Origin of the sequence: Streptomyces rishiriensis, assembly GCF_030815485.1 — a bacterium.
Taxonomy (GTDB): Bacteria; Actinomycetota; Actinomycetes; order Streptomycetales; family Streptomycetaceae; genus Streptomyces; species Streptomyces rishiriensis_A.
Map to the genome: position 1 here is coordinate 8,403,649 of NZ_JAUSWV010000002.1, position 14,919 is coordinate 8,418,567.

A 14,919-nucleotide genomic window follows, 5' to 3' on the forward strand; every position below is an offset into this window, starting at 1 on the left:
CAGCCGGTTCGACCGGAATGTCCCGACGGTCCACGCCTCGCACGGAAGCACACGCTACAGGAGCACAGAACGTGGACGATGCCGCGCGACGCGCCCCGGTCATCCGCGCCACCGCGACCGCACGCCACCGGCACGCACGCCACCGCGACACGCGCGCCACCGGGCAGCGCGAGGGTCCGCACCGGGCTACCGCGTGCCGTCCGTCGGCAGGCGGTCCGGCAGCCCGAGCCGCGGGAACCACCGAAAGTCGGCGGCGCAGTGGTCCTCGATGAGGAAGACGCATCCGTTGGTCGAACCGCGAACGATTCGGTCGGCGTCGCGCGGTGTGCGCGATGGCGCAGGACGACGCAGGTGGACGGTCACGCGGGGCACACTTTGAAAGAACTCAGGCGTCGCTGTCGATCCAGCCAGGTCCCGTTCGACATCCTGATGTAGGACGCATCGCCACACGGGGAGGCGACAGGACCTGATGAGGGAACACATGGATCAGCTGCTGCGCGTGCAGAACTTCACCATCTCGAGCGACGGCATCGCCGCCGGCGAGGACCAGAGTCTCGAGCGGCCCTTCGGCCACCACATCGATCCGGGAAAGCTCTTCGCCTGGGCCGGCGCCACGGCGAGCTGGCCCAACCGCACCGAGGCCGGGGGAAGCCGGGGCATCGACGACTACTTCACCCGGGACTTCAGCCACAACATCGGCGCCGAGATCATGGGCCGCAACAAGTTCGGGCCCCAGCGCGGCCCGTGGCGCGACGACGAGTGGCGCGGCTGGTGGGGTGACGAGCCGCCCTTTCATACGCCGGTGTTCGTCATGACCCACCACAAGCGTCCATCGTTCACGCTCTCCGACACCACGTTCCATTTCGTGGACGGCGACCCCGCCGCCGTTCTCGCGCAGGCGCGGGAGGCCGCGCAGGGCAAGGACGTCCGGCTCGGCGGCGGCGTGACCACCATCCGGGAGTTCCTCGACGCCGACCTCGTCGACACCATGCACGTGGCCGTCTCACCGGTGAAGCTCGAATTCGGACTACGCCTCTGGGACTCGCCCGAAGAACTGCTGAACCGGTTCCACATGGAGGTCGTGCCCAGCCCGAGCGGCGTGACGCATCACCTCTTCTGGCGCAAGTGACAAGGCGGACCACGCGGAAACCTCAGCACGGCCGTTCGACATCGGTTCCGAGCAGACCCACCGGGCGGGAGCCCCGGTGGGTCAGCTCGCCGCGCCGAACGGGCACCTGACCTCGGCGACGCGGGAACGGCTCGGTGGCATCGCGCTTCCCCGGTTGGGCCTTGTCTCTCCCGCGCGCAGCCTCGGCTTCGGATGAGAGTGAACCGACACGACGCGAAGACGTCGTCGATGCCCTGGACGTCGGACCGGCGCAGGCTCGGACGACGGCCGCGCTGTCAGTCTGCTGAAGTATCCTGCCCGCCACCGCACACCGACCGTGAGGACCAAGAGATTGACCGGCCTGTCTGCCTTCCCGCTGCCCTTCCGTGCTTCCCGTTCCATATCGTTCGCAACACCCAGAACACTGCGGGAACTTCAGATGATGCAGTGCAGCTCACACATTCGGGCGAAGCCGGGATGGTTCGACAAGATGAGAGATGCCGACATCGTCGCCAGGTGGACGCAGGAAGCGGTCGCCCAGGGCCTCACCGAAGCACAGGTTCGTTACGTGCTCGCCGAACTCCTCCATTACGCCGAACTGCGGGACGGACGAACCGGCATCGAGGTGTCCGCGGTCGACGGGGTGTGGCAGTCGGACCTCCTGGTCGACGACAAGCTCAGATCCCGGCTGCGAGAGGCGGTCCGGGTATTGGAACAGGTCCCCGAAGCCGAGAAGGACTGGCATCCCGGATCCGGTGGCCAGGTACTGGATCTGGTCCATCCCTCACTGTTCTGCCTGGTGAGAGGGGTGAGCGTTGCGCCCGAGGAGGCTTGGCAGAACCCGACGGACCGTTACTCGAGGTATGAATTCTCGGAGAAATTCCAGTGGCTGCCCACGGACGTCGACGTCAGTGACGACGGCGATGTCACCTTCCGTTCGTACGTCAACAACGTCCACCCCGAAGCTCATCGCGAACTGGCCTCCGTCCTGCCGGACCTGTTCGCGTGCGTGCGCCCGCTGCTGGAGAACGTGCTCACCGATCTGCGTCATCCGCGGCCTCTGCGGATCGAGGCCGATCCATTCGGGTGGTACGACTCGGAGCCGGAGTATCCGGAAAAGTCCTCCTACAGTGACGACGGGGCCCACGCGGAAGCGCTCCGTGCATGGGAAGAGGCCCAGGACGACTGGTGGGAGAACCGGAGTCCGGTCGTCCCGGACGCCCCGGCCTTCACCCCGCCGGAGTCGCCCGGTGAATCCGCCCGAGTCGATCTGCGCGGCCGCCGTCTCCAGGTCATCGTCAAGCTCGCCACTATTCATCTCACACCGGACAAGCCTGAGTACCCCGGCGGTTCCTGGCATGTCGAGGGGATGATGAACGAGCGGATCGTTTCGACCTGCATTTACTACTGGGACAGCGAGAACATCACCGAAAGCCGGCTGAGCTTCCGGGCGGCACTCGACGACCCGAACTACGAACAGAACGACGACAACGGTCTGCGTGAGGTCTACGGCCTGGAAGACGAAGACGCGCTGAACCAGATGCTGGGATCGGCATCGACCCCAGCGGGCCGCTGCCTGGCGTTCCCGAACATCCTGCAACACCGCGTCGGTTCATTCCGCCTCACGGACCCGGCTCGCCCGGGGCATCGCAAGATTCTCGCGTTCTTCCTGGTAGATCCGTCGGAAAAGATCGTCTCGACATCCGATGTGCCACCGCAACAACCATGGTCCGACACCTCGACCATGACGCTTGAACAGGCCAAGGAACACCGCGACCAACTCATGCAGGAACGCAAATTCTTCGTCGACGAGCACAACGATCAGCTCTACGAACGAGAATTCTCCCTCTGCGAGCACTGAACTCCTTCTGTTCCCCACACGCGCAGGTCAGACGGGTGTGGACGCTGGGCCGTCCGGCGGTGCGGGGCTGCGCGCCTCGGCGACCGGCCGGTGTCCGTGCCGTACGGTCCGGTGCTGCGCTCACGCCGGCGGTGGCCTGTCGAAGCGGGTCCCCTGAGGCGTGCATAGAGCCGCGAGGATGGGCAACGCGACTGTGGATCCACGCCGCACTGCCGGCCGGTCCAGGCAACGGGCGGTCACGCCCGTTGCCTCGCGTACAAGACAGAAGAGGTAGGTGTTCGTGACCGAGGACCCCACGCAGAAGCATCCACGTCCCGAGTTCCCGGGGCAGGACCAGCAGCACCCGGGCTGGACGGGCCCGATGGACCCGCCTCCCGACCACGGTGAGACCTCGTACGAAGGCACCGGAATTCTCCGCGACCGCAAAGCGGTGGTGACAGGGGGCGACTCCGGCATCGGACGGGCCGTCGCGCTCGCATACGCCCGTGAGGGCGCCGACGTACTGTTCACCCACCTGCCCGAGGAGGAGAAGGACGCCCGGGAGACCGCCGCCCTGGTCGAGGAAGCGGGACGTACAGCCATCGCGGTGCCCTGCGACATCCGCGAGGAGGAGCAGTGCCGCCGGCTCGTGGAGCGAGCGGTCGCCGAGTTCGGCCGTATCGACATCCTCGTCAACAACGCCGCTTACCAGATGTCGCAGCCTGACGGCATTCAGGCCATCTCGACCGAGCAGTTCGACCGTGTCGTGCGGACGAACCTGTACGGCATGTTCTGGTTGAGCAAGATGTCGCTGCCGCACATGCCGTCGGGCGGCTGCATCATCAACTCCACCTCCGTGCAGGCGTACAAACCCAGCCCGCATCTGCTGGACTACGCGATGACCAAGGGAGCCATCGTCACGTTCACCCAGGGACTCGCGCAGATGACGATCGGCGACGGTATCCGGGTCAACGCCGTGGCCCCCGGCCCGGTGTGGACTCCGCTGATCCCGGCGACGATGCCGGACACCACCGAGTTCGGCAAGCAGGCCCCCATCGGCCGACCGGCTCAGCCGGCCGAGATGGCCCCCGCCTATGTCTTCCTGGCGTCACCGCAGGCGAGCTACATCACGGCAGAGATCCTGAACGCCACCGGCGGGACGCCACTGCCCTGACCAGCGGTGAAAGGCCGACACCGGCACCTGAGTGCGTCGAGGTGCCGCGGCCATTCGATGTCTGTCGAGTCGGCGGTAGGCCGTGAGGGCCGCTGCCGGGCTTACGGAGGCGAGACAGCGGTCGGCCTGGCGCTGGTAACGCCGGTTCCGCGGCGTCGCGCCGACCGGTGATGCACGCCTTCGTGGTCGGCGGACTGCTGCGCGCACTGCGCCGGCGGAAGACGGCAGCCGCCGACCACACCGGCACCACCCTGGGCGGAGAACTCGCGACGTCGCGGGCTGTTCGGACCTGACCCCAGGACGCGGATCGCGCCGGGTGTTCCAGAACGTGGACGCCTATTGGTGGAGGCCGCAGGCTGCTGTAAAAAGATGCCCATGATTCACGAGCCCTTGGTGCGACGCCTGGTCATCGACCTGTGCCGACGCCCGGCTGCGTGTTGTCGTTGAGCACGCGTCCCTGACGCTCCCTCCCTCCGGTCGGCGGGCTCTCCCCCTCCGTGAGGCTCTGCACCCTCCCCACGTGGCGCGGGTGTGTTCTCCCCGCCCCAGTTCCGCACCGAATCGCGCTCGTGCGAGGCCGTCCGAACGTGGTGGCTGACGTCAACCGCTCATGTTCCGGCGCCCGTTGGAGGCCGCCCCATGTCCACGACCCCACGTCTCTCACCGACTGATCCCGTCTCCCTCCCCGTACCCGGCAAGGCGCCGGCTTCGCGTCGTCCCCGCGTCGCGGCACGCGTGCGTCATGTCGCTCTGCCGCTCGGCTCACTCCTGCTGTTTCTGCTCCTGTGGCAGCTGCTGGCGGCGAGCGGAACCTGGAGCGAGACCCTGGTGCCGCCGCCGTCCAAGGTGTGGGACGCGTTCATCGACGTGTCCACGACGCACGACGGCACCCGCGGCTACAACGGCACCACCCTCATCGAACATCTGGGCATCAGCCTGCGGCGCATCGCGCTCGGGGCCGGTATGGGCATCGCCGCCGGAGTCGTCTTCGGGCTGCTGATGGGCACCGTCGGCTGGGTACGGTCGTTGTTCGAGCCCTGGATCACCTTCCTGCGGACGCTGCCGCCGCTGGCGTACTTCTCGCTCCTCATCATCTGGCTGGGCATCAACGAGGAGCCCAAGGTCACGCTGCTCGCCGTGGCGGCCTTTCCGCCGGTGGCGGTGTCCACCACCACGGCCGTGGCCGCCGTACCGAAGAGTCTGATCGAGGCGGCCCGCGCGCTCGGCGCATCGCGCTGGGACGTCGTCAGGGACGTCGTCGCCCCGTCCGCTCTGCCGGAGACGCTCACCGGCATCCGCCTGGCCGTCGGCGTGGCCTACTCCTCCCTCGTCGCCGCCGAGTTGGTCAACGGGCTGCCCGGCATCGGAGGCATGGTCAAGGACGCCGCGAACTACAACAACACCCCGGTCGTGCTCGTCGGCATCATCGCCATCGGCGTCTCCGGCCTGATCATCGACGGTCTGCTGCTACGGCTGGAACGTGTCGCCGTTCCGTGGCGTGGACGCGCGTAACAGCCGCAACCTCGACGCACACCTGTCCCCTTCCTGCACAGAAACGGCTTCGCCATGTCTCGTTCGGCTCCTCAAGGCCCGTCCCGGCGCCTGCTGCTCGCCGGCGCCCTCGCCGCAGTCTCCGCGGCCGTCACCGGCTGCTCCTCGGACAGCGAGGCAGCGTCCGGCGGCTCCAAACGGCTTCGCATCGGCTACTTCGCCTTCCCCAGCGGCGACTTGATCGTGAAGCACAACAAGCTGCTGGAGAAGGCCCTGCCGGACCACAAGATCACGTGGATCAAGTTCGACTCCGGTGCCAGCGTCAACCAGGCCTTCATCGGCAAGTCCCTGGACATCGCGGCCCTGGGGTCGAGTCCCTTCGCCCGGGGAGTGTCCGGAGCCTCGCCGATCCCGTACAAGGTCGCGTGGATCCTCGACGTGGCCGGCGAGAACGAGGCGCTCTTGGCGCGCAAGGACACCGGCATCACCGACGTCGCCGGACTCAAGGGCAGGACGATCGCCACGCCGTTCGCCTCCACCTCGCACTACAGCCTGCTGGCGGCGCTGGAGAAGGCGGGTCTGAAGTCCTCCGACGTCAAGCTCATCGATCTCCAGCCGCAACCGATCCTCGCCGCATGGGAGCGCGGGGACATCGACGCCGCCTACGTCTGGCTGCCCACCCTCGACGAACTGCGCAAGACCGGCACCCAGCTCACCAGCAGCAAGGAGATCGGCGCCGCCGGCAAGCCGACCCTGGATCTGGCCGTCGTGTCGGACGAACTGATCGCCAAGGACCCACAGGCGATCGACGCCTGGCGGAAGGTGCAGGCCGAGGCCCTTCGGCTGCTCAAGTCCGACCCCGAGGGATCGGTCGAGGCCGTCGCGGCCGAACTCGGCATCAAGGCCGCGGACGCCCAGGCGCAGCTCGCCCAAGGGGTGTTCCTCACCCCGGAAGAGGTCACCTCCGCCGACTGGCTCGGCACCGACGGCACCCCGGGCAAGTTGCTGACCTACGTCACCGACACCGCCGGATTCCTGGCCGACCAGAAGCAGATCGACGCCGCACCGTCCGAGGACGTCGTCCGCAAGGCGTTCTATCTCAAGGGGCTGCCCGATGTCCTCAAGTGAGGCCACCACGACTGTCGACAGCACGGACGACACCCGGCACGCCGGGTCCGTCCGGCTCGACCACGTCACCCACCAGTACGGCCGGGGCGGCGAGACCGTCACCGCTGTGGGACCCGTCGATCTGACCGTGCCCGCCGGTGAGTTCCTCGTCCTGGTGGGCGCCTCCGGCTGCGGGAAGAGCACCCTGTTGCGGCTGATCGCAGGATTCGAGCAACCCACCCATGGCTCGGTGCGGGTCTCCGGCACCTTGCCGCGGCCCGGCGAGGCGGCGGGTGTGGTCTTCCAGACGCCGCGGCTGTTCCCGTGGCGGACCGTGCGGGGCAACATCGACCTGGCGCTGCGGTACGCGGGCATCGACCGCGCCCAATGGCCCGAACGCCGTGCGGAATTGCTGGCGCGGGTCGGACTCGAAGGCACAGAGAAGCGACGCGTCTGGGAGATCTCCGGCGGCCAGCAGCAACGCGTCGCCATCGCCCGGGCGCTGGCAGCCGAGCATCCGCTGTTCCTGCTCGACGAACCGTTCGCGGCGTTGGACGCGCTGACCCGGGAACGGCTCCAGGAGGACGTCCGGCGCGTGACCGCGCAGACCGGGCGGACCACCGTCTTCGTGACGCACTCGGCGGACGAGGCGGTGTTCCTGGGCACGCGCATCGTCGTACTGACCAGGAGTCCCGGGACCGTCGCACTGGATCTGCCGATCAATCTGCCACGCGGCGACATCGATGCCGAAGAGGTGCGGGAGTCCCGCGAGTTCAACGAGCTGCGCGTGCAGGTCGCCCACGCCGTGAAGACGGCCGCCGCGGCTTGACCGCCGCACGGGCGCGACCGGCCCCACACCCACACCCAACCTGCGCCCACACCGGTACACAGACCTGCATCACGGCCCAAGGCCCCCTCCTCAGGAAGGACACCAGGTGAGCATCCTCAGCGTGCGGCCCGCGGTGGCACAGCTGCCGATCACCGAACTCGGCCCGCACTTCGGCGCGGAGATCCGTGGCCTCGACCTCGGCCGCCTCGACGACGACCAGGTCCTCGCGCTCCGCGAAGCACTCGTGCACTACAAGGTGCTCTTCGTCCGCGGCCAGGACGGCCTCGACGACGCCGCGCAGATCGAGTTCGGCAGACGTCTGGGCGAGGTCACCGTCGGGCACCCGATTCACGACTCCGGCGACGTGGCTCCCGAGGTGTACTCCCTGGACAGTCAGGACAACGGATTCGCCGACGTGTGGCACACGGACGTGACATTCGTACGACGGCCGCCGGCGATCTCCGTCCTGCGGGCCGTGGTGCTGCCTCCCACCGGCGGCGACACGAACTGGGCCGACAGTCAGCTCGCCTACGAGTCGCTTTCGCCGGGCCTGCGGACGTATCTCGACACGCTCACCGCCGTCCACGACGGCAGTCGCGAGTTCGGCTACTACCTGGCGCAGCGCAGGAAGGGCCGCGGCAATCTGTGGGAGGGCGAGGTGTTCGCCGACCTGACCCCTGTGGAGCATCCGGTGGTGCGGGTGCACCCGGAGAGCGGCCGCAAGGGCCTCTTTGTGAACCCGGGCTTCACCTCCCACATCGTCGGCGTCTCCGAGCACGAGAGCCGGGGCATCCTCGACATCCTCTACGCCCACCTCACCAAGCCCGAACACGTCGTCCGTCATCGCTGGCAGCCGGGGGACGTCGCCCTGTGGGACAACCGCAGCACGGCCCACTACGCCAACCGCGACTACGCGGACCAGCACCGCGTCATGCACCGCATCACCCTCCGCGGCGACACTCCCGTCGGCCCGTAGCCCCAGGGGCACGGGACCTTGGGAATCGGGGGCTGCTCGGGCCGGTTCAGGTCCCTCGCGGTCGTATCCGTACGCACCGTGCTGAGGGGCTTCCGATGCGCTTCGCACCGGGCTGCCTCACCTCCTGCCGGTGGCTCGACGGAATTCATGCGCTTGCAACGATCCAACCCGCAACCGACTGGTAGACATGGTCGTGTGAGAACTCCGGTGCTGTACCGCAGGTTGTATGTGGATCTGGCACGCGTCGACACGTCCACCTGTCGGCGCTCCTGACGTCGTCCTCACCCGTCCGGTGTGAGGCGACCCCCGCGCGTCATTCCTGTAGGGCAACACGGAGAGGGGAAGCCATGACCACCACTGTCGCGAGCTACGAGATACGGCGGGCCGGTCCGCGGTTCGGTGCGGAGGTGACCGGTATCGATCTGACGGCCGGTGTCGACGACCGGACCGCCGAGGACCTGCGCCACGCGTTCCGGGAGCACAAGGTGCTGGTGTTCCGCGGTCAGCACCTGACACCCGATCAACACGTCGAGGCCATCCGCATCTTCGCGGAGCCCTTCGACCACCCGACCGCGGTGAAGGACCCCGCCCATCCGCTGGTCTACCCGTACAACGTCCAGCAGACCGGCAAGGCCAGCACCTGGCACATCGGCGGGCTGTGGCGGCAGCCGGTCTTCGCCATCGAGTCCCTCACCTACGAGGTCGTCCCCGAGCTGGGCGGCCATACCCTGTGGGCCGATCTCCAGGCGGCCTACGACGACCTGTCCGAGCCGTTCAAGAAGCTGCTCGCGTCGGTCAACGCGGTCTACGACGCCAACGCGCAGAACTACGCCCAGGGCAGCAAACGTGTCGAGGTCGAGGAGACCGTAGAGCACCCGGTCGTGCTGGAACATCCCGAGACAGGCAGGAAGGGGTTGTTCATCAGCACCGCGGCGCGTGGTCTCACGGGTGTCACGGCGGCGGAGGGGAAGGTACTGCTCGAACACCTTCTCAGGCACGCCTCCTCGCCCGACTACACGATCCGCTTCGGCTGGAACGCCGGCGACTTCGTGCTCTGGGACAACCGGGCAACCTGGCACTACGCCGTGGACGACTACGGCGACGGCGCCCGAGTCTACCGCAAGGTCATCGGGGTGGAGCCGGTGCGGCAGCCCGCTGTGTGACGTCGGTGAAGCGCTGTGCGCCTGCTGTCCGTTCGCCGCAGGCGCACAGTGCTGGACGAACCGGTGGAGCGCGTGTCCACGTCCACGGCTCAGATGGCGCCGTTTTGACGAACAGCCGCCTTCCGCCATGCTCCACGACCGCCGTCGGCAAAGGAGAGGCGGCGGCCCCCCCCGGGGGGTCCGGCTGCGTGGACGTCACGAACTTGTCACAGACGGGCCGGAATGCCGCTGACGAGCATGGCCGTTTTCCCACCATGACTATCGGAGTAACGCTCAGCTCGAACGCTCAGCACACCCGAATCGATGAATGGGTGCAGCTTGCAAGGGAGGCCCAGGAGGCCGGGCTGCACTCGACCTGGTTCGGGCAGACCTTCGGGTACGACTCTCCTTCGCTGGCGGCGATCGTAGGCCGCGAGGCGCCCGGGCTGCAGGTCGGGACCGCCGCGCTGCCGGTCTTCGGCCGCCATCCGCTGCTGGTCAACAGCCAGGCCCAGACCGCCCAGGCGGCCACCGCCGGCCGCTATCATCTCGGACTCGCGCTCGGCACCAAGCAGCTGACCGAGGCGGGTTTCGGCATCCCGTACGAGCGTCCCGTCGCCCTGTTCCGGGAGTTCCTCACGGCACTGCGCCAACTGCTGGAAACGGGCAGTGCCGACTTCCACGGAGAACTGCTCACCGCCACCACACCGCTCCCGGCGGCGGTGCCGGGCGCCGAACCGCCGGTGCCGCTGTTGGCCGCCGCCATGGGACCGCAAGCACTGCGCGTCTCCGGAGAACTCGCGGACGGCATCCTTCCGTTGCTGGCCGGCCCACGCGCCCTCGCCGACCACATCGTCCCGGCCGTCACCGCGGCGGCCGAGGCGGCCGGCCGGCCCGCACCGCGGATCGTGGCCTTCGTGCCCGGCGTGGTCACCGCCGATGTCGAGGCTGTGCGGGAGACCGCGACCGAGGCTCTCGCGTTCTACGAACAGTTCCCTTCCTACCAGCGTGTCATCGGGCTGTCCGGCGCCACCCGGGCCGCCGACCTGGCCGTGATCGGTGACGAAGAGACCGTCGCCGCCGAGGTGCGCCGCTACCGCGAGGCCGGGGCGACGGAAGTGGTGTTCACCGCGACAGACCTTGGCGGGGAGGCCGACCGACGCCGCACCTGGAAGCTGCTCGGCGAGCTGGCGGGCGAATCGAACGGCTGAGGCGCAGGCAGGCCCGGTGTCCATGGCGGTGGGCACCGGGCCACCGCCATGGCCGGGTAAGCCCCGCACCGTTCGGGAGGATGGAGGACGCGCCCGGCGGCGAGACCGGACTGCTTCCGCCGGTGACCCCGAGGAGTGAGTCGGGGCGACCGCGCGGGCGGCCGGACCGTCCGGCCACGGGCAGGACCCGCGAGGTGCCGCGAGTACGTCCCGCAGTACGTCCTCGAGCGTGACGCGGGCCAGTGTCTGAGGGTCTCCCTTTCCGGAGTGACCTTCGGGGCAGTTGCCGAGTTGATCACGGTGGGCGTAACCGCCCGACACCTGCACCGACATGGAGGACAGATGACCGTTCCTATGACTGCTCGGCGGACCGTGGCACGCACGACAGCAGTCGTCGCGCTCACAGCGGCAATCCTCGTTCCAGGCGTGGCCAGTGCCCAAGCGGCTGCCGCACCGGCTCCCTCCGCCGCTTCCGGAGACTCCCTTACCGGCCTGCTGGGACAAGCCACCGGCATCCTGTCGAACATCCTCGACGGCAGTGCCCTCATCGGTTCCCCGTCCTCGATTCTGCCCACCGGTGTCCTCGGCGGCTGAGCCGGCGGTCTGGGTGACACGTGAGAAAGCTTGAGTAGACCGCTGTTGGGCCGGGAATTCCTCCTCGGCCCAACAGCCCCAGAAGCGCTCTGATGGTGACGATGAGGATGGCGAAGGAAGCGAGCCGAGCCGTTTCCGGCCGTCAGCGGGGCGAAGACGACCGACCACAGGCAGAGCACGCCGAGAGCAATCTTCCCGGGCAGCCCGATGATGTCCCGGAATGCCGCCGGCTCCGGCGTGAACGCCAGCGCCGAAGTCCCCATGGACGCCATGATGGCCGCCACCGCGCCGAGCGAGCGCAGGGCGCGTCGCAGGTACAGGCTCCGCAACACGGGCCGTGCCGCGGTCAGGAAAGCACCGACCACCACGGGGAACGTGCAGACCAGCACCAGCACGCTGGACCAGCCGCTCCGGGAGCTCGCGCTGGACTCGAAGCCGCTGTGCCTGTCGCCGCCCGCAGGGCCGGTTGGGCTGTCACGCCAGTTCGTTCAACAGGTCTGCCACTACCTCCGGCTTCTCCAGCGCGATGAAATGACCAGCTCCCGGTACCTGCGTGAAATCGGCGGCAGGCAGCAGATTCCTGTTGGCGTCCCGATCCGAGGGCCGGGACCAGTCCTTCTCTCCGTAGACGAGGTGGATGGGGGCCTTGACGTCGGGGTAGCGCGAGCGGGCCGCAATGAGGCTGGGAAGGCTCTGGTACACCGCTCGGGCGACAGTCGGGTAGCCGGGACGGCCGCCCACCTGGAGAAGTTCGTCCACGTAGTCCGCCCGCAGTGCGTTCTTGTCACCCAGTCCGCCCTGCAGAATCCTGCGGAGGGCCGCCCTGGGCTCCACCCCGGCGACCACCGGGCCCACTCCCGGAGCGAGAACACCGCCGACCACTACCCGGGCGAGGAGGCCGGACCGGGCGATTCCGCCGCGGAAGTCGTACGTGTTCACTGCGACGACGCGCCGTACCCTGTCCGGCTGATCGGCCGCGGCGGTCAGGGCGAGCACCGCACCCATGGACTCCCCGACCAGCGTGACGTCGTGCAGGTCGAGTTCGGTGAGGAGCCGTTCGACGCCGGCGCGCATCGCGGGCTCGTCGTACGACGCGCCGGGCACGATCTCGGAGTAGCCCATCCCCGGCAGATCGAGGGCGTACACGGTGTACCGGTCCGAGATCAAAGGGATGAGGGAGCGGAAGTGCTCGGCCTGCGTGCGCACGGTGTGCAGCAGGACCAGGGGAGCACCGGTGCCTGCCCTGAGGTAGCGCAGTGCCCCCTCGCGGTGGTGACGCCCTGAGCGCGGGGCGATCGTGTGGCTGGTGGTCCCGGGGATGTGAACAGTGGGACGGGTCGCCTGCTTGGGCATCTTGCCGACTCCTTGCAGGTCCACCGCTGACTCCTTGTCTGTGCGCTACGGAAAGGTGACTCAGGTGCCGTCCGGTGGGGCGGACGATCTGCTGACGGTGCGCGCGGGTGACCGGCGGCGCTCCGTAGGAGCTGGTCTCGAACTCCCTGCGTGTGTCAGCGGCGGCGAGTCGAGGAAGATCGCGCTCACCGGTGCGCCGGCATTGTTGATCAGTGCGGTGACATCGTCCGCCTGGGCGGCCGCCGTGCCTCGACGACTAGAAAACCGATCGGTTTCATGAGAGTAAACCGATCGGTTTCCGTACGCAAGGTCGGATCCGGGCCGCCCCGGACCGTCGGTCGGCCTCGGGCGCTTTCCTGCTCGGAAGGCGGTCGTGCGGTGGGCCGGTCGCGCGTCGAGACGGCGTCGCCGCCCGGCTCGGGTGTCTGCATTGCCCGGGCGCTCATGACTCGGGGGCTCATGAGCGGGGGCTGCAGCCGGGCTGCTTGCGCGATGGAAACCGATCTGTTTCTCTATTGGGAAACAGATCGGTTTCCGGTCGGCCTTCGGGGCCTTGGCCAGTAATAAAGGGGAAAAGTGGGTACCACCTTCGACCGTGGGGCGCCGGCCTCGGGGAAAACCGACTCGGGCCGCCGCGGCTCGCACGCCGTGCGCTGGTGGGTGCTCGTCGTGCTGGGTACGGCGCAGCTCATGGTCACGCTCGACGCGACCGTCGTGAACATCGCGCTGCCCGCGGCGCAACATGACCTCGGTTTCAGTGACGGCAGCCGGCAGTGGGTCATCACGGGCTATGCCCTGGCGTTCGGCAGCCTGCTGCTGCTCGGTGGTCGGCTCGGTGACCTGTTCGGCCGACGTACCACCTTCGTGACCGGCCTGATCGGTTTCGCGGGCGCATCAGTCCTCGGCGGCGCGGCCACCAGCTTCGAGATCCTCGTCACGGCACGCGTGGCCCAGGGCCTCTTCGCCGCGCTGCTCGCGCCCGCGGCGCTCTCGCTGCTCAGCGTGACCTTCACCCACCCGTCCGAAAGGGCGAAGGCCTTCGGCATCTTCAGTGCGCTGGCCGGTGCGGGCGGCGCGGTCGGGCTGCTCCTCGGCGGCATGCTCACCGAATGGGCGTCGTGGCGCTGGGTGATGTACGTGAACGTCGTCTTCGCGGCGGTCGCGCTGGCCGGCGCGGTGCTGCTGCTGGCCAAGCCTGCGATCACCGAGCGTCCCAAACTCGACATCCCGGGCACCGTCGTGGTGAGCGCCGCGCTGTTCGCCATCGTCTACGGGTTCGCGCACGTCGAATCCACCAGCTGGACCGACCCGGTGACCCTCGGCTCCATGATCGTCGGCGTGGTACTGCTCGCGGGATTCGTGTGGCTGGAGGCCAGGGTCGCGCATCCGCTGCTGCCTCTGCGGCTCGTGCTGGACCGGACCCGCGGCGGTTCGTTCCTGGCGGTGTTCGTCATAGGCATGGGAATGTTCTCGATCTTCCTGTTCCTGACCTACTACCTGGAGGCCGGCATCGGCTACTCGCCGATCAAGACCGGTCTGGCGTTCCTGCCGATGGTCGCGGGCATTGTTGCGGCATCCACCACAGCGCCTTCGCTGCTGCTGCCCAAGGTCGGCCCGAAGATGGTGGTCAGCGCCAGTTTCCTGGTCGCCGCAGCCGGTATGGCCCTGCTGACACAGCTCGAGCTGGACAGCGGCTACGTCGCGGACATCATGCCCGGTCTCGTCTTGCTGGGCCTCGGCCTCGGTGGGGTGATGACCACCGCGTTCCAGGGTGCTACCGCGGGCGTGCGCCACGAGGACGCGGGCGTCGCCTCGGCGCTGATCAACACCGGCCAGCAGGTGGGTGGCTCGATCAGCACGGCGCTGCTGACCACCGTCGCCTCGTCCGCCGCGACCGACTACCTGTCCTCGCACAAGCCCGGCGCGCTCACCGCGGCGCAGGCCGGTGTCGAGGGTTACACGGCGACCCTGATGTGGGGCGCCGGGTTCTTCGTGGTCGGTGCGGTGCTCACGGCGCTCCTGATACCGAACGCGGCTCTGGCGCCGTCAGAGGGCGAGCCCGTGATCGCCCACTGAGCCCGAATCAGCCGAGCG

At 68.4% G+C, this 14,919-nt stretch carries 13 protein-coding genes; 12 read left to right on the forward strand and 1 reads right to left on the reverse strand.

The annotated features are described in order from the left end of the window. Window positions 1–481: 481 nt before the first annotated feature. The 11 genes from QF030_RS39545 to QF030_RS39595 all read left to right on the forward strand — a co-directional run bounded on the left by QF030_RS39545 (window position 482) and on the right by QF030_RS39595 (window position 11,472). Window positions 482–1,129: a dihydrofolate reductase family protein gene (locus QF030_RS39545; protein WP_307167388.1), complete on the forward strand. Its 648-nt coding sequence runs from the start codon at window positions 482–484 to the stop codon at window positions 1,127–1,129. A gap of 331 nt (window positions 1,130–1,460) precedes the next feature. Then, window positions 1,461–2,969 carry a DUF4246 domain-containing protein gene (locus QF030_RS39550; protein WP_307167389.1) on the forward strand — a complete coding sequence of 503 codons (1,509 nt, stop codon included), beginning with the start codon at window positions 1,461–1,463 and terminating at the stop codon, window positions 2,967–2,969. 280 nt (window positions 2,970–3,249) lie between these two features. Beyond that, the gene (locus tag QF030_RS39555; RefSeq protein WP_307167390.1) at window positions 3,250–4,122 is read left to right on the forward strand and encodes an SDR family oxidoreductase; all 873 of its coding nucleotides are present in this window, start codon (window positions 3,250–3,252) and stop codon (window positions 4,120–4,122) included. Window positions 4,123–4,292: 170 nt separating this feature from the next. Beyond that, on the forward strand, window positions 4,293–4,415 hold the full coding sequence (locus QF030_RS39560; RefSeq protein WP_307167391.1) for a hypothetical protein: 123 nt from the start codon (window positions 4,293–4,295) through the stop codon (window positions 4,413–4,415). Window positions 4,416–4,761: 346 nt separating this feature from the next. Then, on the forward strand, window positions 4,762–5,634 hold the full coding sequence (locus tag QF030_RS39565) for an ABC transporter permease (protein ID WP_307167392.1): 873 nt from the start codon (window positions 4,762–4,764) through the stop codon (window positions 5,632–5,634). Window positions 5,635–5,688: 54 nt separating this feature from the next. After that, the gene (locus tag QF030_RS39570; RefSeq protein WP_307167393.1) at window positions 5,689–6,741 is read left to right on the forward strand and encodes a taurine ABC transporter substrate-binding protein; all 1,053 of its coding nucleotides are present in this window, start codon (window positions 5,689–5,691) and stop codon (window positions 6,739–6,741) included. Beyond that, a complete protein-coding gene (locus QF030_RS39575) occupies window positions 6,728–7,549 on the forward strand; it encodes an ABC transporter ATP-binding protein (RefSeq protein WP_307167394.1) in 822 nt (273 codons plus the stop codon). Before QF030_RS39570 ends, QF030_RS39575 begins: the two co-directional genes overlap by 14 nt. 106 nt (window positions 7,550–7,655) lie before the next feature. Next, a complete protein-coding gene (locus QF030_RS39580) occupies window positions 7,656–8,525 on the forward strand; it encodes a TauD/TfdA dioxygenase family protein (RefSeq protein WP_307167395.1) in 870 nt (289 codons plus the stop codon). A gap of 347 nt (window positions 8,526–8,872) precedes the next feature. Then, window positions 8,873–9,688: a TauD/TfdA dioxygenase family protein gene (locus QF030_RS39585; RefSeq protein ID WP_307167396.1), complete on the forward strand. Its 816-nt coding sequence runs from the start codon at window positions 8,873–8,875 to the stop codon at window positions 9,686–9,688. Between the two features lie 254 nt (window positions 9,689–9,942). Further along, window positions 9,943–10,878, forward strand: a complete 936-nt coding sequence (locus QF030_RS39590; protein WP_307167397.1) for a TIGR03564 family F420-dependent LLM class oxidoreductase — start codon at window positions 9,943–9,945, stop codon at window positions 10,876–10,878. Between the two features lie 426 nt (window positions 10,879–11,304). Further along, on the forward strand, window positions 11,305–11,472 hold the full coding sequence (locus QF030_RS39595) for a hypothetical protein (RefSeq protein WP_307167398.1): 168 nt from the start codon (window positions 11,305–11,307) through the stop codon (window positions 11,470–11,472). 474 nt (window positions 11,473–11,946) lie between these two features. Here the strand turns inward: QF030_RS39595 and QF030_RS39600 are convergent, their stop codons facing one another. Then, on the reverse strand, window positions 11,947–12,825 hold the full coding sequence (locus QF030_RS39600; RefSeq protein WP_307167847.1) for an alpha/beta fold hydrolase: 879 nt from the start codon (window positions 12,823–12,825) through the stop codon (window positions 11,947–11,949). A gap of 576 nt (window positions 12,826–13,401) precedes the next feature. Between QF030_RS39600 and QF030_RS39605 the strand changes: the two genes are divergently transcribed. Further along, entirely contained in the window at window positions 13,402–14,901 is a 1,500-nt protein-coding gene (locus QF030_RS39605; RefSeq protein WP_307167399.1) for an MFS transporter, read from the forward strand. Window positions 14,902–14,919 lie beyond the last annotated feature (18 nt).